The organism is Pseudomonas sp. V98_8 (assembly GCF_029967975.1).
In the GTDB taxonomy this organism is placed as follows: domain Bacteria; phylum Pseudomonadota; class Gammaproteobacteria; order Pseudomonadales; family Pseudomonadaceae; genus Aquipseudomonas; species Aquipseudomonas umsongensis.
Genome location: NZ_JASCAE010000051.1, coordinates 59656 through 76425, shown reverse-complemented (window position 1 = coordinate 76425; position 16770 = coordinate 59656). Strand labels below are relative to the sequence as shown.

The window sequence follows — 16770 nt, the reverse complement described above, 5'->3', positions numbered from 1 at the left end:
TTATGAATACCGCCGTCAACGCCAACGTAGTGCACGAATCCGAAGCCCAGCGCCAACACGCACGGGTGAAAATCCCGGCCAAGCTGCGTTTCTTCGGCCCTGACCGGACCCCGGTCGAGGCGCGAGTGATCGACCTTTCCGCCGGTGGCCTGGCCTTCAACGCCGGGCAACTGCCACTGAAAGTCGGCGACAAGTACAAGGCCCGTCTGCAATTCGTCATCGACAACCTTGGCCTGGCCATGGACGTGGAATTGCAGGTGCGCTCCTTTGACCGCGAGACCGGTCGCACCGGTTGCCAGTTCCAGAACCTGGAGCCGCAAGACATTTCGACCTTGCGCCACCTGATCACTTCGCACCTGGCCGGCGACATCGTCACCATCGGCGAAGTGCTGGCGACCCTGCAGCGCGACAACTTCACCAAGGCGCGCAAGAACAAGGATGGCGGCCACGGCATGACCCCGTTCGGGCGCATGAAAGCGGTGACCTTCAGCCTGGGGATTTTCGTCGTCGGCCTGGCGGCGTTCGGCTTCATCTTCAAGTCGGTGTACGGCATGTACTTTGTCAGCCACGCCCAGGCGGGCATTGTCAGCGTGCCGGGCGTGAACATCACCATGCCCCGCGACGGCACCGTGCAGAGCCTGGTGAAAGCTGATGGCGTTGCCGCCAAAGGCGCGCCGCTGGCAACCTTCAGCACCAGCATGCTCGACGTGCTCAAAGGTCACCTGGAAGACGATCAACTGGCCCCGGCCAAGGTTGCAGAACTCTTCGGCAAGCAAATGACTGGCACCCTGACGTCGCCGTGCGATTGCACCGTGGCCCAGCAAATGGTGTCCAACGGTCAATACGCCAGCAAGGGTGACGTGATCTTCCAGCTGGTGCCACGCAACACCGAAGCCAACGTCGAGGCGCGCTTCTCCTATCGCCAGTTCAGCGACGTATTGCCGGGCACCCCGGTGCGCTTCCAGATCGCCGGCGAAGACAAGACCCGCACCGGCAAAATCGTCAGCAGCACCAGCCTGAAAAGCGCTGACCTGTCCTCTGACATCCGCGTACTGATCCAGCCTGACGAAGCCCTGGGTAGCAACCTGGCCGGCCGTCCCGTGGAAGTTAACAGCGACCGTGGCCCTAACCTGAACTGGCTGATCGACAAAGCCATGGCTGCTGGTCTGTAACCGGAGGACATGCCTGTGACGATTCCACCAATCCTCAGAACACCAAAAGCCCTGTGGGAGCGAGCCTGCTCGCGAAGGGCTCAGCGCGGTCTGTCTGATGCACCAAGTGGTCTGCTTCGCGAGCAGGCTCGCTCCCACATGGGATCTCTGTGCGCAGTAGCATTGGCAGTCAGCCTGGCGGGTTGCGCCGGCCTGCCCGACCAGCGCCTGGCCAACGAAGCGCTCAAGCGTGGCGATACCGCCACCGCGGCGGCGAACTACCAGCAACTGGCGGACCTGGGCTACAGCGAAGCCCAAGTCGGCCTGGCCGACATCCAGGTCGACAGCCGTGACCCGGCGCAGATGAAACAGGCCGAGGCGACTTACCGCGCCGCCGCCAGTGTTTCACCGCGCGCCCAGGCACGTCTGGGTCGCCTGTTGGTGGCCAAGCCTGGTTCAACCGAAGCTGAACAGCACGAAGCCGAAGGTCTGTTGAAAAAGGCATCGGCCGCCGGTGAAGGCAACACCCTGATCCCATTGGCGATGCTGTATCTGCAATATCCGCACAGCTTCCCCAACGTCAATGCGCAACAGCAGATCAGCCAATGGCGCGCCGAAGGCAAGCCGGAAGCGGGTCTGGCGCAGGTGCTGCTCTATCGCACCCAGGGCACCTACGACCAGCATCTCGATGAAGTCGAAACGGTCTGCAAAGCCGCGCTCAACACCACCGACATCTGCTACGTCGAACTGGCCACGGTCTACCAGAAACAAGGTAAACCGGAAAAACAGGCCGAGCTGATCAAGCAGATGCAGGCGGCGCACAGTCGCGGCACCGTCTCCGCCCAGCGGGTGGACAGTGTGGCTCGCGTGCTCGGCGATGCGAGCCTGGGCAAGACCGACGAAAAAACCGCGCAGTCGCTGCTCGAAGAGATCGCCCCCGGCTACCCCGCTTCCTGGGTCAGCCTGGCGCAACTGCTCTACGACTTCCCGGAACTGGGCGATGTCGACCAGATGATGAAGTACCTGGACAACGGCCGCGCCGCTGACCAACCGCGCGCCGAGCTGCTGCTGGGCAAGCTCTACTACGAAGGCAAGATGGTCCCGCCCGACGCCAAGGTCGCCGAGGAGCACTTCCAGAAAGCAGTCGGCCGCGAAGTCGCCGCCGATTACTACCTCGGCCAGATCTATCGCCGTGGCTACCTGGGCAAGGTCTACCCGCAGAAGGCCCTCGACCACCTGCTGACCGCTGCGCGCAATGGCCAGAACAGTGCCGACTTCGCCATCGCCCAACTGTTTTCCCAAGGCAAAGGCACCAAGCCTGACCCGCTCAATGCCTACGTGTTCAGCCAACTGGCCAAAGCCCAGAACACCCCGCAAGCCACCGAGCTTGCACAAACCCTCGAAGCCCAACTGCCACCTGCGCAGCTGGCCGAGGCCCAACGCCTGTTGAAACAGGAACAGTCCGTTCGCGGCAACTTGAGCCAGAACACGCTGCAACTGCACGCCCTGCAAGAAGAAGACGGCGAGGAATCCCTATGAAGTTGAATCCATTCATGAAGGCCGGTATCGGCCTGACGTTCGCGCTGATCTGGTCCTGCCCGACACTGGCCGCGATGACTGAAGAAACCAAGAACTACGGCCTGGACGTGAAAATCACCGGCCAGTCCGAGGACGACCGCGACCTTGGTACCCAGAGCGGCGGCGACGTCAACGGCCTGGGCCTCGATCTGCGCCCGTGGGTCTATGGCGAGAGTGGCGCGTGGAGCGCGTATGCCATGGGCCAGGCCGTGACGTCGACGGACATCATCGAGACCGACACCTTGCAGGAGTCCGCCAGCGATGGCACGCAGAATACCGACAACAGCGACCGCAAAACCAAGAAGAACTACCTGGCGATGCGCGAGTTCTGGGTCGGCTACAGCGGCTTCACGCCCTACCCCGGCGAGATCCTCAAACTCGGTCGCCAGCGTCTGAACAACGATGACGGTCAATGGCGTGACACCAACATCGAAGCCCTGAACTGGACCTTCGACACCACGCTGTTGCGCGCCAACGCCGGTATCGCCGAACGCTTCAGCGAGTACCGTACCGATCTCAAGGAACTGGCACCCAAGGACAAGGACCGCCTGCACGCCTACGCCGATGCCGAATACCAGTGGACACCAGGTCATTGGGCCGGCATCCGCGGTCATCACACCCACGATGACGGCAAGCTGGACTACGCGCAGCCAGGGGTTCCCAGTGATTCGCTGGACAAGAAACAGAACGGCGACATCAGCTGGCTGGGCCTGCAGGCCAACAGCGACGCCTATAACTGGCGCAACACCAACACCTTCAACTACTGGGGCAGCATCACCGGCATGAGTGGCGACCGCGATACGGTCAACCCGCTGAATGCCGATGGAACCGCCCCCGCGCAACCCAAGAGCAGCGGCAATGTCGATGGCTGGGCTACCGACCTCGGCGTACGCCTGCGCCTGGATCCGCAATGGCAGGTCGGTGCCGCCTACGCCCGTGCCAGCGCCGATTACGAACAGAACGGCCTGGAAAGCAACCGCTCGAACTACACCGGTACCCGCTCGCGGGTGCACCGTTTCGGCGAAGCCTTCCGTGGCGAAATGAACAACATGCAATCGGCCACGCTGTTCGGTTCATGGATGCTCAACGACGAATACGACGCCAGCCTGATCTACCACAAATTCTGGCGTGTCGACGGTAACAAGCCGATCACCAGCGACGGCATTGACGCGGTGCAGAACAACACCGACGACGTTACCGGCGCCGTACTGTCCAGCACCTCCCTGCCGCTCAACGATGGCGACAAAGACCTCGGCCAGGAAATGGATCTGGTCGTCACCAAGTACTTCAAGCAAGGCCTGTTGCCGGCGGCGTTGAGCCAGAAGATCGATGAACCTTCGGCCCTGGTGCGCTTTCGCGGCGGTGTGTTCAAACCGGGCGATGCCTATGGCAAAGAAGTCGATTCGTACATGCACCGCGCGTTCATCGACGTGGTCTGGCGCTTCTGATGCACATTGCGAAGGGAGTCTCCCAGATGAATCATCAAGCCATGAAAGGCTCGATCAGCCTGTTGGCCGGCGCGTTGCTACTGGCCAGCGCGGCCAGCTTCGCCAACGCAGCGCAGGCCAATGTGGAGTCGGCGGCGCCTCAAGCAACCAAGTCGGCCACCATGGCCAAGGGACTGCAACACGCCAGGACCTACACCGTCAGCAGCGCGCCGGTCGCGCCGCTGGAGTTGGCCAAGCCTAAACTGCCGGACACCTCGGGCTACACCGCCGAGGCGATCGCCGCGAAAATCGTGCGCAAAAAGGTCGGCAAGATCAGCGTGCGCCGGATGATGCAAGAGAACGCCCTGAAGGACTTCATCGGTGGCGACAACAAGATGGCCGAGTGGGTGGTGCGTCAGCACGGCATCCCACAGGCGATCTTCGTCGACGACGGCTACATGAACCTCAAGGACCTGGCCAAGAAGCTGCCCAAGCAGTACCTCAGCGAAACTTCGCCGGGCGTATTCCTGGCCAGATTGCCGATCGTCGTGGGTGAGAAAGGCATCCTGGAAATCGACCAACAGACCCAGGAACTGCGCCTGTCCCAGGAGGCCGGGTCGTTCCTGGTCAACGACGGCCAGTTGTTCGTGCGCGATACCAAGGTCACTGGCTGGAGCGAGAAGGCGAACGGCCCGGCGGCCTTCAAGTCGCCCAAGGAATTCCGCCCGTTCCTGCTGGCCTGGGGTGGCACCGAGACTTACATCGCCAACAGCAAGATGGCCAGTTTCGGCTACGCCAACAGTAAGTCCTACGGTGTGAGTATTTCCCAGTACACGCCGAACATGGCCAAGGTGCTCAAGCGCCCTGAACCGACCGGCTGGATCATCGGTTCCGAGTTCTCGGACATGTGGTACGGCTTCTACTGCTACGAAACCCGCGATTTCGTGGTCAAGGGCAACACCTACAAGGACAACATCGTCTACGGCATTGACCCGCATGACCGTTCCCACGGCCTGATCATTGCCGACAACACGGTGCATGGCACAAAGAAGAAGCACGGGATCATCATTTCCCGTGAGGTCAACGACAGCTTCATCTTCAACAACCGCAGCTACGACAACAAGTTGTCGGGCATCGTGATCGACCGTAACAGCATCAACAACCTGATCGCCTACAACGAGATCTACCAGAACCACACCGACGGGATCACCCTCTACGAGAGTGGCGACAACCTGCTGTGGGGCAACAAGGTGTTCAGCAACCGTCGCCACGGCATCCGCGTGCGTAACAGCGTGAACATCCGCCTCTACGAAAACGTTGCCATGGCCAACGGCCTGACCGGCGTCTACGGCCACATCAAGGACCTGAGCGACACCGACCGGGACATCAAGCTCGACCCGTTCGACGCCCAGGTGTCGCTGATCGTGGTCGGCGGCGAACTGGCGGCCAATGGCAGCGGCCCGCTGTCCATCGACTCGCCGTTGAGCGTCGAGTTGTATCGCGTGTCCATGCTCGCGCCGAGCAAAACCAGCGGCATCAGCTTCACGGGGATTCTTGGCGAACGCCAGGATGAAATTCTCGACCTGCTGGTGCGCCAGCAGAAAGCCGTGCTGATCGACCCTGTCGAACGCCAGACCGAAATGCGGGACTGAGGATAATTTTATGCACTCACACTTGATCAAATTACTCAGCCTGTCGGCCCTGACCGCCGGCATTCTCGCTGCCAGCGGCGGTGTACGAGCAGACGAAGCTGCCGGTAGCGTAAGTCCACCGAAATTCAGCGCAGAACCGTGCTGCAGCCTGTGCCCCGCGGCCCACGATCCGAAAAACTACACCACGCGCTACCAGCAGAACTTCACCACCTTGGTGCAGGCTCAAGGCGACTGGCTGTTCCGTACCCAGGAAGACCTGCGTACCGAATTCGACACCACGCCCGCCGGCTACAAGCGCATGAAGCAACTGCACGATGCGTTCAAGAGCAAAGGCGTGGAACTCGTCGTGGTTTATCAGCCCACCCGTGGCCTGGTGAACCGCAACAAGTTGAATCCGGCAGAGAAAGCCAGCTTCGATTTCGACAAGGCACTGAAGAACTACAAGACCATGCTCGGGCGTTTCGCGCAGATGGGCTACGTGGTGCCGGACCTGTCGCCGCTGACCAACGAACAGTTGCCGGAGACCCTGCCCGCCCACGACTTCTACTTCCGTGGCGACCAGCACTGGACGCCTTACGGCGCGCAGCGCACGGCGAAAATCGTGGCCGAAAAGGTCAAGCAGATCCCGGCCTTCGCCGACATTCCCAAGCGTGAATTCGAGACCCACAAGTCGGGTCGCATGGGCAAGAACGGAACGTTGCATAACATGGCCGGTCAACTCTGTGGCACCAGCTATGCGGTCCAGTACATGGATCAATTCACCACCGAACCCAAGGGTGAAGCAGGCGATGGCGATCTGTTCGGCGAATCCGGCAATCCGCAGATCACCCTGGTCGGCACCAGTCACAGCGGCAAGAACTACAACTTCTCCGGTTTCCTCGAAGAAGCCATCGGCGCCGATGTGCTCAACGTAGCCTTCCCCGGCGGCGGCCTCGAAGGTTCGATGCTGCAGTACCTGGGCAGCGATGAGTTCCAGAAGAACCCGCCGAAGATTCTCATCTGGGAATTCTCGCCGCTCTACCGCCTCGACCAGGAAACCATCTACCGCCAGATGATGGCGTTGCTGGACAACGGTTGCGAAGGCAAGGATGCGCAGCTGTCCGGCAGCGCCACCCTGAAACCGGGCAAGAACGAACTGATGGTCAACAGCAAAAACCTGAACCTGCAAAACAGCGGTCACCAGGTCGACATCCGCTTCGCCGACACCTCGGTGAAAACCCTGCAAGCCACCCTCTGGTACATGAACGGGCGCCACGAGGACATCAAGATCGAAAAACCGGAAACTTCCGACACCGACGGGCGTTTCGCCTTCGAGTTGCGCACGGACGAAGACTGGGCCTCGCAGAATCTGCTGGCCGTCGAAATCCAGGGCCCTGAAAAAGCGGGCGGCGCGCCACAGAAAGTCGAAGCGAAAATCTGCAAACGCAACGTATTCCCGGACGCTGGGCAACGTACCGCTTCAGCCGGGCAATGAGGTCTGCTATGCGAAATCCGAACTTGAAAAAACTGTTGGCGCCAACGCTTTTGAGCCTGGCGATGTTCGCCGGCGCGACTCAAGCCGCGGCGCCATTGCGTCCGCCGCAGGGTTACTTCGCGCCCATCGAGAAAGTCAAAGCCGGCGACAAGAGCGAAGGCTGTGATGCGATGCCGACGCCGTACACCGGCTCGCTGCAATTTCGCAGCAAGTACGAAGGCTCGGACAAGGCGCGTTCAACACTGAACGTGCAATCGGAAAAAGCCTTTCGTGAAAGCACCGCGGACATCACCAAGATAGAGCGCGGCACCAGCAAGCGCGTCATGCAGTTCATGCGCGACGGTCGCCCGGAACAGCTGGAATGCACGCTGAACTGGTTGACGGCGTGGGCCAAGGCGGATGCCTTGATGTCCAAGGACTTCAACCACACCGGCAAGTCCATGCGCAAATGGGCATTGGGCAGCATGGCGTCTTCGTACATCCGCCTGAAATTCTCCGACTCCCATCCGCTGGCCAACCATCAGCAGGAGTCGCAGCTGATTGAGGCCTGGTTCAGCAAGATGGCCGATCAGGTGGTCAGCGACTGGGACAACCTGCCGCTGGAAAAAACCAACAACCACTCGTACTGGGCAGCCTGGTCGGTGATGGCAACGTCCGTCGCCACCAACCGCCGCGACCTGTTCGACTGGGCCGTCAAGGAATACAAGGTCGGCGTCAATCAGGTCGACGCCCAGGGCTTCTTGCCCAACGAACTCAAGCGCCAGCAACGGGCGCTGGCCTATCACAACTACGCCCTGCCGCCGCTGGCGATGATCGCCAGTTTCGCCCAGGTCAACGGCGTGGACCTGCGCCAGGAAAACAACGGCGCGCTCAAGCGCCTGGGTGATCGCGTGCTGGCCGGGGTGAAAGATCCTGACGAGTTCGAAGAAAAGAACGGCAAGGAACAGGACATGACCGACCTGAAGGTCGACTCGAAATTCGCCTGGCTCGAACCGTTCTGCACGCTCTACACCTGCTCGCCGGATGTGCTGGAGAAGAAGCACAAGATGCAGCCGTTCAAGACCTTCCGCCTCGGCGGTGACCTGACCAAGGTCTACGACCCGGCCAATGAAAAAGGTAAAGGTTCCTGAAACCTGTAGGAGCCGGCTTGCTGGCGATTGGGACAACACGGTGTACCTGACACACCGCCATCGCTGGCAAGCCAGCTCCTACAGGGAATCGTGGCGGTTTTGAATGCAATACACCCCTCGGATTTTCGTGGGGGGTTTGGGGGGGCCGTTGGCCCTTGAATGTAGTTTCAGACAAGGAGAGATCGGGATGGTGTTTTCATCCAACGTGTTCCTGTTTTTGTTCTTGCCGATCTTTCTCGGCTTGTACTACTTGAGCGGGCAACGCTATCGCAATTTGCTGCTGCTGATTGCCAGCTATGTGTTCTACGCCTGGTGGCGTGTGGACTTCCTCGCACTGTTCGCGGCGGTCACGCTGTGGAACTACTGGATCGGCCTGAAAGTCGGTGCCGCCGGCGTCAGGACCAAACCGGCGCAGCGCTGGCTGCTGCTGGGCGTTGCCGTCGACCTGTGTATCCTCGGCTACTTCAAGTACGCCAACTTCGGCGTCGACAGCATCAACGCCATGATGACCTCGGTCGGTCTTGAGCCATTCATCCTGACCCACGTGCTGCTGCCGATCGGTATCTCGTTCTACATCTTCGAGTCCATCAGCTACATCATCGACGTCTACCGTGGCGATACCCCGGCGACCCGCAACCTGATCGACTTCGCAGCGTTCGTGGCGATCTTCCCGCACCTGATCGCCGGTCCCGTGTTGCGTTTTCGCGACCTGGCCGACCAGTTCAACAACCGCACCCACACCCTCGACAAGTTCTCCGAGGGCTGCACGCGGTTCATGCAGGGTTTCATCAAGAAGGTCTTCATCGCCGACACCCTCGCGGTGGTGGCTGACCATTGCTTCGCCCTGCAAAACCCGACCACGGGTGATGCCTGGCTCGGCGCCCTGGCCTACACCGCGCAGCTGTACTTCGACTTCTCCGGCTACAGCGACATGGCCATCGGCCTGGGCTTGATGATGGGTTTCCGCTTCATGGAAAACTTCAAGCAGCCGTACATCAGCCAGTCGATCACCGAGTTCTGGCGCCGCTGGCACATCAGCCTGTCGACCTGGCTGCGTGACTACCTGTACATCACCCTGGGCGGTAACCGCAAAGGCACGCTGACCACCTATCGCAACCTGTTCCTGACCATGCTGCTCGGTGGCCTGTGGCACGGTGCGAACATCACCTACATCGTCTGGGGTGCGTGGCACGGCATGTGGCTGGCAATCGAGAAAGCCATCGGCCTGAACACCTCGCCGCGCAGCTTCAACCCGATCCGCTGGGCACTGACCTTCCTGCTGGTGGTGATGGGCTGGGTGATCTTCCGTGCGGAAAACCTGCACGTTGCCGGACGCATGTACGGCGCGATGTTCAGCTTCGGCGAATGGTCGCTGTCGGAACTCAACCAGGCCAGCCTCACTGGCTTGCAGATCGCCACGCTGGTGGTGGCTTACGTGACCCTGGCGTTCTTCGGCCTGCGCGATTTCTACAGCAATCAGCCACAGGTCAAGACCAAGCCTGCGGTGAACGTCGATGCAGACGGTCCGGCCGCCGCAACAGCCGGCACGATCAAGGCCGTGCCTGGGGATAACCCGGCCAGCATCCACCAGCCTGGCTACACCGTCGGCGTCGAAGCCCAGGTGCAACCGGCCTACTGGACCGCTGATTGGTCTCGTTACGCAATGCGTGCCCTGGTGCTGCTGCTGTTCATCGCCTCGATTCTCAAACTCTCGGCGCAAAGCTTCTCGCCGTTCCTTTACTTCCAGTTCTGAGGGATCTGACCATGACCCGCTCATTACGCATCTTCTACATCGCCCTGTTCCTGGTGACGCTGCTGGCCTTGGGCCTGTGGTCGGTCCGCAGCTTCCTCGGCTTCAGTACCAACGCCGATGCGACGGTGCTCAACGGCCGCTGGACCAAAGCCGTGGAGACACACTACGACGAGGAATTCCCGATCAAGCGCCTGGGCACCAACCTCTGGGCCGCGCTGGATTTCAAACTGTTCAACGAAGGTCGTCCGGGCGTTGTGCTCGGTCGCGACCAGTGGCTGTACAGCGATGAAGAATTCCATCCGGTCGTCAACGAAGAGCTGAACCTGCAAGGCAACTACGCGCTGGTCGAAGGCGTGCGTCAGACCCTGAAGGACAAAGGCGTGAAACTGGTGATGGCGGTGGTTCCGGCCAAGGTGCGCCTGTACCCGGAACACCTGGGTGAGGCGAAACCGGCCAGCATCCACGCCAACCTCTACCAGGACTTCCACAAGCGCCTGGCCGCTGACCGCATCCTTGCCCCTGATTTGCTGGGCCCCTTGCAAGCGGCCAAAAACGACGGCAAGCAAGTGTTCCTGCGTACCGACACCCACTGGACCCCGGAAGGCGCCGAGGTTGCCGCCGATCGCCTGGCCAAGACCATTGCCGACAAGTACCCGCTGAGCGGCGAACCGCAAGACTTCGTCACCGAGCCTGCGGAAAAAATCACCCACAAAGGCGACCTGCGCCTGTTCCTGCCGCTGGACCCGCTGTTCGAAAACCTGATGCCGGCGCAAGAGCCTTTGCAGAAGCGCAACACCGTTGCCGCGCAAGACCAGCCGGCTGGTGACGATGCCCTGTTCGCCAACACCGAAGTACCGGTTGCGTTGATCGGCACCAGCTACAGCGCCAACCCGAACTGGAACTTCGTCGGCGCCCTGAAACAAGCCCTGCGCAGCGACGTGGTCAGTTACGCCGAAGACGGCCACGGCCCGATCCTGCCGATGCTCAGCTACCTCAAGAGCGACGCATTCAAGAACAGCCCGCCACAAGTGCTGATCTGGGAATTTCCTGAACGTTATCTGCCTGTGAACAACGAAATCGGCGACGCCGACCCGCAGTGGGTCGCAGAGCTTAAACAAGCCGGTGCCCGCCAACAAAACGTAGCCGCAAACACTAAATCCGAGACGCCCGACCGGGCGCAAAACTGAAAGAGAGAGGTAATACCATGACTTTCAAGACTACTCCTCGCCGTCTCGCCAAGACTTTTGCTCTGGTTGCTGGTATGAGCGTGCTTTCGATGCAAGCGTTCGCCGCTGGCGACGCCGCGCTGTACGGCCCGACCGCACCGAAAGGCTCGTCCTTCGTGCGCATCTACAACGCCAGTAACGCCGAAGTCAGCGCCACCGTCGGCAGCACCAACCTGAGCGATGTTGCGCCACTGTCCAGCAGCGACTTCAGCTTCATGCCGGGCGGTGACTACAGCGCCAAGGTCGGCAGCCAGACGCTGCCGGTGAAACTGGCCGGCGACCACTATTACACCCTGGTCAACAACGCCAGCGGCGCGCCGCAACTGATCGAAGAGCCGCCGTTCAAGAACAAGCAGAAATCCCTGGTACGCGTGCAGAACCTCAGCGACAAGGCGCTGACCCTGAAAACCGCCGACGGCAAGACTGATGTAGTCCCGAACGTGGCCGCCAAGGGCCGTGGCGAGCGTGAAATCAACCCGGTGAAGGTCAGCCTGGCGCTATACGATGGCGCAACGAAAGTTGGCGACGTGAAGCCGGTCGCCCTGGAACGCGGTGAAGCCGCGGTGCTGTACGTCACCGGCAGCGGCAGCAGCCTGTCGCCGGTCTGGGTAAAACGCCCGGTATCGACGCGCTAATCATTTTTTCCAGAGGATGAAACACAGTCCCCTGTAGGAGCTGCCGCAGGCTGCGATCTTTTGATCTTCAATGATTTTCAAGAACGTCAAAGATCAAAAGATCGCAGCCTTCGGCAGCTCCTACCCAGGACAGTCAGCCTTTGGACACGGAACAAGAACAAGAGTGAAACGACACAGCGTTCGTAGCTCTAACCAAACGATTTTCAAGGAGTAACAAACATGATTCCGGTGATCTTGTCAGGTGGTAGTGGCTCACGTCTTTGGCCGCTTTCCCGTAAGCAATTCCCGAAACAGTTCCTGGCCCTGACCGGCGAGCACACCCTGTTCCAGCAAACCCTGGAACGCCTGGTGTTCGACGGTATGGACACACCGATTGTGGTCTGCAACAAGGACCATCGCTTCATCGTCAACGAGCAACTGGCCGCTCGCAAACTGGAAACCCAGCGCATCCTGATGGAACCGTTCGGCCGCAACACTGCGCCGGCCGTGGCCCTGACCGCGATGATGCTGGTCAACGAAGGTCGCGACGAGCTGATGCTGGTACTGCCGGCCGACCACGTGCTGGAAGACCAGAAAGCCCTGCAACGCGCCCTGGCGTTGGCCACCGTCGCCGCCGAAAACGGCGAAATGGTGCTGTTCGGCGTACCGGCCACCAAACCGGAAACCGGTTATGGCTACATCAAGTCGACCAACGATTCGCTGCTGCCCGAAGGCGTCAGCCGCGTTTCGCACTTCGTCGAAAAACCGGACGTCAAACGCGCCACCGAATATGTCCAGTCCGGCGGTTACTTCTGGAACAGCGGCATGTTCCTGTTCCGCGCCAGCCGCTTCCTCGAAGAGCTGAAGAAACACGACCCGGATATCTATGACACCTGCCTGTTGACCCTGGAGCGCAGCGCTCAAGACGCCGACACCGTCAGCATCGACGAAGCCACGTTCGCCTGCTGCCCGGACAATTCCATCGACTATTCGGTGATGGAAAAGACCCAGCGCGCCTGCGTCGTGCCATTGACTGCAGGCTGGAGTGATGTCGGCTGCTGGTCGTCGTTGTGGGAAGTGAACGCAAAAGATGCCAATGGCAACGTCACCAAAGGCGACGTGGTGATCCAGGACAGCAAGAATTGCATGATCCACGGCAACGGCAAGCTGGTCTCGGTGATCGGCCTGGAAAACATCGTCGTGGTCGAGACCAAGGACGCCATGATGATTGTCCACAAGGACAAGGTCCAGGGCGTCAAGCAGATGGTCAACACCCTCAACGAACAGGGCCGCAGCGAAACCCAGAACCACTGCGAAGTCTATCGTCCGTGGGGCTCCTACGACTCGGTGGACATGGGCGGGCGCTTCCAGGTCAAGCACATCTCGGTCAAGCCGGGCGCGTGCCTGTCGCTGCAGATGCACCACCACCGCGCCGAGCACTGGATCGTTGTCAGCGGCACGGCTGAAGTGACCTGCGATGAGAATGTGTTCCTGTTGACCGAAAACCAGTCGACCTACATTCCGATCGCTTCGGTTCACCGTTTGCGCAACCCGGGCAAGATTCCGCTTGAGATCATCGAAGTGCAATCGGGCAGCTATCTGGGCGAAGACGATATCCAGCGCTTTGAAGATATCTACGGTCGCACCGCGCCGATCGAGAGTGGCGTTTCGGTAAAGACCATCGCGCAGTAACGCCCAGCAGTACCTTAAGCCCCCGGCCAACCCGCTGCGTCCCCTATCCGCAGCAGGTGGGATGGGGGCTTTTTTTTTGCCTGTCATTTGATCGTTCCCACGCTCCGCTTGGGAATGCAGCCGGGGACGCTCCGCGTCCCATTGGAACGCGGAGCGTCCCTTGAGGCATTCCCACACAGAGCGTGGGAACGATCCATTCACCACACGTTTGCGCCCATCGCCAACCTCTCCTGCACTAGGTAGGATGGTCTTCTCCATCCCCCAAGGTTTGCGCATCATGTTCATCGGTGTCCTGCTGGTCATCACCTGGCTGATCCTGCTGCTGCGCTATCCGGCCAAGGCCTTGCCGGTGTCCATGGCGGCTGCCGTGGGCCTGGGCATCGTCGCAACCTGGGTCATCTGGATGGACCACCGCGAGCTCAAGCAACTGGAGCGCCTGGAATTGCGCATCAGCTACGCACCGCAACACTGCCCGGCAGACCGACCGCTGCAACTGACCCTGAACAACGGCAACGATGTACCGCTGACCGAATTGCGCTGGCGGGTTGCCGCTTATGCACCGGGCGACACGGTCAATCTTGCCGACAATCAGTACACCGCCCCACGCTACCGCGGACCTGGCGAATTGCAGGCCGGTGGCAACTGGGAAGACTGCCTGCCGCTGCCGCCACTGCGGCCCGGCTATCGCCCGGAAACTTTGGAGTTTCGCGCCGAGCGTTTGCAGGGTAGTTTCTCGGACTGACCTCCCCTTACCTTTCCGCACAAGGACCGCGCCATGCCCGTTGCGTTGATTACCGGATGTTCCAGCGGCATCGGCCGCGCCCTCGCCGATGCGTTCAAGACTGCCGGCTACGAAGTCTGGGCCAGCGCCCGCAAGGCTGAAGATGTCGCAGCGCTGACCGCCGCCGGTTTTATCGCTGTGCAACTGGACGTCAACGATGGCCAGGCACTCGAACAGTTGAGCGAACGCATCAACCAGCAACATGGCGGTCTCGATGTGCTGGTCAACAACGCCGGCTATGGCGCCATGGGGCCGTTGCTCGATGGCGGTGTGCAGGCGATGCAGCGTCAGTTCGAAACCAACGTGTTCGCCATCGTTGGCGTGACCCGTGCGTTGTTTCCCGTGTTGCGACGGGCCAAAGGCATCGTGGTGAACATCGGCAGCGTTTCGGGGGTGCTGGTCACGCCGTTTGCAGGTGCTTACTGCGCGTCCAAAGCCGCGGTGCATGCCCTGAGCGATGCCTTGCGCATGGAACTGGCGCCCTTTGGGGTGCGGGTCATGGAAGTCCAGCCCGGTGCCATCGCCTCCAGTTTCGCCAAGAATGCCGGCCATGAAGCCGAGCAGTTGATCAGCGAACAATCGCCGTGGTTCCCGCTGCGCGAAGGCATTCGGGCACGGGCCAAGGCCTCCCAGGACAACCCGACACCGGCCAGTGAGTTTGCCGCCGGATTGCTCAAGGCCGTGCAGCAGAGCAAGCCGCCGCGCCTGCTTCGATTGGGCAATGGCAGTCGGGCATTGCCGTTGATGGCAGGGTTGTTGCCCAAGGGCTTGCTGGAGTCGGCGTTGATGAAGCGGTTCGGCTTGCGCGGGCAACTCTGAGACCGGGTCGACACCATTGCAGGCAAGCCCTGTGGGAGCGAGCCTGCTCGCGAAGGCGCCAGAACAGACTCCACAGAATTCAAGGAATCAAACATGACCGACTACAACGAATACTTCGATGAAGTGATCCAGGCGCACGTCGCCATCGAACAATGGCTGGCCAAGGAACGCGACCCGGCCGAACTCGAACAATTACTCAGGCGTTTTTCGCCACAGTTTTCCATGGTCTCGCCGTTGGGCCGGGTGCTGGATTTCCATGCGTTGAACGAGTTGTTCCTGATGGCCGCTGGCAAGAAACTTGGGTTGCGCATCGAACTTGGCGAGTTGAGCGGCATTGCCTTGCACGACGGCGGCGCAACCGTGAGTTACCGAGAACAACAGACCGATGCCACCGGCCTGCATTCCGATCGCCGCTCGACCGTGGTGTTCGAGAAGGTAGAAGGCAAGATTCTTTGGCGGCATCTGCAAGAGACCTTCTGCTGACGACAATCAACTGTAGGAGCGAGCACGCTCGCGATGGACGTCAACGATAACGCGGGCATTCTGAATACCCGAGGCGCCCTCTCGTGCATCGCGAGCATGCTCGCTCCTACAGTGTTATGCACCATCGTCCTGCTTAACAACGACAGTACAGGTAATCCCCGCCGCCAACAGCACCCCCTCCGGCACTTCATCGATGTGAATCCGCACCGGCACGCGCTGCGCCAGGCGCACCCAGTTGAAGGTCGGGTTCACGTCGGCGACCAGCTCGCGACTTTCCGGGTTGTCGCGGTCGTAGATGCCACGCGAGATGCTTTCCACATGGCCCTTGAGCACTTCGCCGCTCATCAGTTGCATATCGGCCTTATCGCCCACGCGCACGTGGGGCAGCTTGGTTTCTTCGAAGAAGCCGTAGACCCAGAACGAGTTCATGTCGACCACGGCCATCTTCGCTTCGCCAATGCGCGCGTAATCGCCGCGATGCACATTCAGGTTGGTCACGTAGCCGTCGACGGCTGCACGCACTTCAGTGCGCTTGAGGTTGAGTTCGGCGGATTCCAGTTGGGCCTGGGCGTGCTGGTAGTCGGCCAGGGCCGAGTCGGCGAGGTTGCTGGCGTCGTCGCGGTTTTCCCTGGAGATCACCAGGTTGTCCATATCGGCGCGGCGATGGGCATTGACCTTGCGCATCTCCCAGTTGGCCTTGCGCGATGCCACGAGTGACTGCGCCTGCTTGACCGCGAGGCGGTAGTGCTCGGGGTCGATCTGCATCAGCAGGTCACCCTTCTTCACCAACTGGTTATCGCGCACGGGCACGTTCACCACTTCGCCCGTGACATCGGCGGCAACGTTGATGATGTCGGCGCGCACCCGGCCATCGCGGGTCCAGGGGGTGTTCATGTAGTGCTCCCACAGGGAGCGACCGATCCCTATCGCGAGGGCCAGCACCAACAAGGTCGCGAGTAGGCTGAAAAGCTTTTTCATCAGGGCATTCTC

At 60.7% G+C, this 16770-nt stretch carries 14 protein-coding genes; 13 read left to right on the top strand and 1 reads right to left on the bottom strand.

Annotated features, from left to right (window positions below; translation table 11 throughout):
* Positions 1–2: 2 nt before the first annotated feature.
* The 13 genes from QLG10_RS17250 (at position 3) to QLG10_RS17190 (ending at position 15780) form a co-directional block, all read left to right on the top strand.
* The gene (locus tag QLG10_RS17250) at positions 3–1172 is read left to right on the top strand and encodes an alginate biosynthesis protein Alg44 (RefSeq protein WP_110746947.1); all 1170 of its coding nucleotides are present in this window, start codon (positions 3–5) and stop codon (positions 1170–1172) included.
* A gap of 138 nt (positions 1173–1310) precedes the next feature.
* Positions 1311–2690, top strand: a complete 1380-nt coding sequence (algK, locus tag QLG10_RS17245; protein ID WP_110746945.1) for an alginate biosynthesis TPR repeat lipoprotein AlgK — start codon at positions 1311–1313, stop codon at positions 2688–2690.
* Positions 2687–4177, top strand: coding sequence for an alginate export family protein (locus QLG10_RS17240; RefSeq protein WP_188264303.1), 1491 nt, complete (start codon positions 2687–2689; stop codon positions 4175–4177). The genes algK and QLG10_RS17240 overlap by 4 nt, the downstream gene beginning before the upstream one ends.
* Positions 4178–4203: 26 nt before the next feature.
* Entirely contained in the window at positions 4204–5808 is a 1605-nt protein-coding gene (gene algG, locus QLG10_RS17235; protein WP_248678022.1) for a mannuronan 5-epimerase AlgG, read from the top strand.
* A gap of 10 nt (positions 5809–5818) precedes the next feature.
* Positions 5819–7282, top strand: a complete 1464-nt coding sequence (locus QLG10_RS17230) for an alginate O-acetyltransferase (RefSeq protein WP_110746939.1) — start codon at positions 5819–5821, stop codon at positions 7280–7282.
* 8 nt (positions 7283–7290) lie between these two features.
* Positions 7291–8412: a mannuronate-specific alginate lyase gene (locus QLG10_RS17225; protein ID WP_110746938.1), complete on the top strand. Its 1122-nt coding sequence runs from the start codon at positions 7291–7293 to the stop codon at positions 8410–8412.
* A gap of 187 nt (positions 8413–8599) precedes the next feature.
* Positions 8600–10165: an MBOAT family protein gene (locus QLG10_RS17220; RefSeq protein ID WP_282487736.1), complete on the top strand. Its 1566-nt coding sequence runs from the start codon at positions 8600–8602 to the stop codon at positions 10163–10165.
* A gap of 11 nt (positions 10166–10176) precedes the next feature.
* Positions 10177–11352 carry an alginate O-acetyltransferase gene (locus tag QLG10_RS17215; protein WP_083348246.1) on the top strand — a complete coding sequence of 392 codons (1176 nt, stop codon included), beginning with the start codon at positions 10177–10179 and terminating at the stop codon, positions 11350–11352.
* A 17-nt stretch (positions 11353–11369) separates the two neighbouring features.
* Positions 11370–12026 carry an alginate O-acetyltransferase AlgF gene (locus QLG10_RS17210; protein WP_110746934.1) on the top strand — a complete coding sequence of 219 codons (657 nt, stop codon included), beginning with the start codon at positions 11370–11372 and terminating at the stop codon, positions 12024–12026.
* Between the two features lie 219 nt (positions 12027–12245).
* Complete coding sequence (locus tag QLG10_RS17205) at positions 12246–13697, top strand: mannose-1-phosphate guanylyltransferase/mannose-6-phosphate isomerase (RefSeq protein ID WP_020796872.1); 1452 nt, start codon at positions 12246–12248, stop codon at positions 13695–13697.
* Positions 13698–13974: 277 nt separating this feature from the next.
* Positions 13975–14439 carry a hypothetical protein gene (locus QLG10_RS17200; protein WP_047532900.1) on the top strand — a complete coding sequence of 155 codons (465 nt, stop codon included), beginning with the start codon at positions 13975–13977 and terminating at the stop codon, positions 14437–14439.
* 33 nt (positions 14440–14472) lie between these two features.
* A complete protein-coding gene (locus QLG10_RS17195) occupies positions 14473–15297 on the top strand; it encodes an SDR family oxidoreductase (RefSeq protein WP_282487735.1) in 825 nt (274 codons plus the stop codon).
* 93 nt (positions 15298–15390) lie between these two features.
* Entirely contained in the window at positions 15391–15780 is a 390-nt protein-coding gene (locus QLG10_RS17190; RefSeq protein WP_110746931.1) for a DUF4440 domain-containing protein, read from the top strand.
* A gap of 114 nt (positions 15781–15894) precedes the next feature.
* On the opposite strand, the gene QLG10_RS17185 is transcribed toward QLG10_RS17190, so the two are convergent.
* Positions 15895–16758: an HlyD family secretion protein gene (locus tag QLG10_RS17185; protein WP_110746930.1), complete on the bottom strand. Its 864-nt coding sequence runs from the start codon at positions 16756–16758 to the stop codon at positions 15895–15897.
* Positions 16759–16770: the final 12 nt, after the last annotated feature.

Coding starts and splice junctions, on each gene's coding strand:
- algK (WP_110746945.1), top strand. CDS start 1,311: ATGGGATCTCTGTGCGCAGTAGCATTGGCAGTCAGCCTGGCGGGTTGC.
- QLG10_RS17195 (WP_282487735.1), top strand. CDS start 14,473: ATGCCCGTTGCGTTGATTACCGGATGTTCCAGCGGCATCGGCCGCGCC.
- QLG10_RS17220 (WP_282487736.1), top strand. CDS start 8,600: ATGGTGTTTTCATCCAACGTGTTCCTGTTTTTGTTCTTGCCGATCTTT.
- algG (WP_248678022.1), top strand. CDS start 4,204: ATGAATCATCAAGCCATGAAAGGCTCGATCAGCCTGTTGGCCGGCGCG.
- QLG10_RS17210 (WP_110746934.1), top strand. CDS start 11,370: ATGACTTTCAAGACTACTCCTCGCCGTCTCGCCAAGACTTTTGCTCTG.
- QLG10_RS17230 (WP_110746939.1), top strand. CDS start 5,819: ATGCACTCACACTTGATCAAATTACTCAGCCTGTCGGCCCTGACCGCC.
- QLG10_RS17225 (WP_110746938.1), top strand. CDS start 7,291: ATGCGAAATCCGAACTTGAAAAAACTGTTGGCGCCAACGCTTTTGAGC.
- QLG10_RS17215 (WP_083348246.1), top strand. CDS start 10,177: ATGACCCGCTCATTACGCATCTTCTACATCGCCCTGTTCCTGGTGACG.
- QLG10_RS17250 (WP_110746947.1), top strand. CDS start 3: ATGAATACCGCCGTCAACGCCAACGTAGTGCACGAATCCGAAGCCCAG.
- QLG10_RS17200 (WP_047532900.1), top strand. CDS start 13,975: ATGTTCATCGGTGTCCTGCTGGTCATCACCTGGCTGATCCTGCTGCTG.
- QLG10_RS17190 (WP_110746931.1), top strand. CDS start 15,391: ATGACCGACTACAACGAATACTTCGATGAAGTGATCCAGGCGCACGTC.
- QLG10_RS17205 (WP_020796872.1), top strand. CDS start 12,246: ATGATTCCGGTGATCTTGTCAGGTGGTAGTGGCTCACGTCTTTGGCCG.
- QLG10_RS17185 (WP_110746930.1), bottom strand. CDS start 16,758: ATGAAAAAGCTTTTCAGCCTACTCGCGACCTTGTTGGTGCTGGCCCTC.
- QLG10_RS17240 (WP_188264303.1), top strand. CDS start 2,687: ATGAAGTTGAATCCATTCATGAAGGCCGGTATCGGCCTGACGTTCGCG.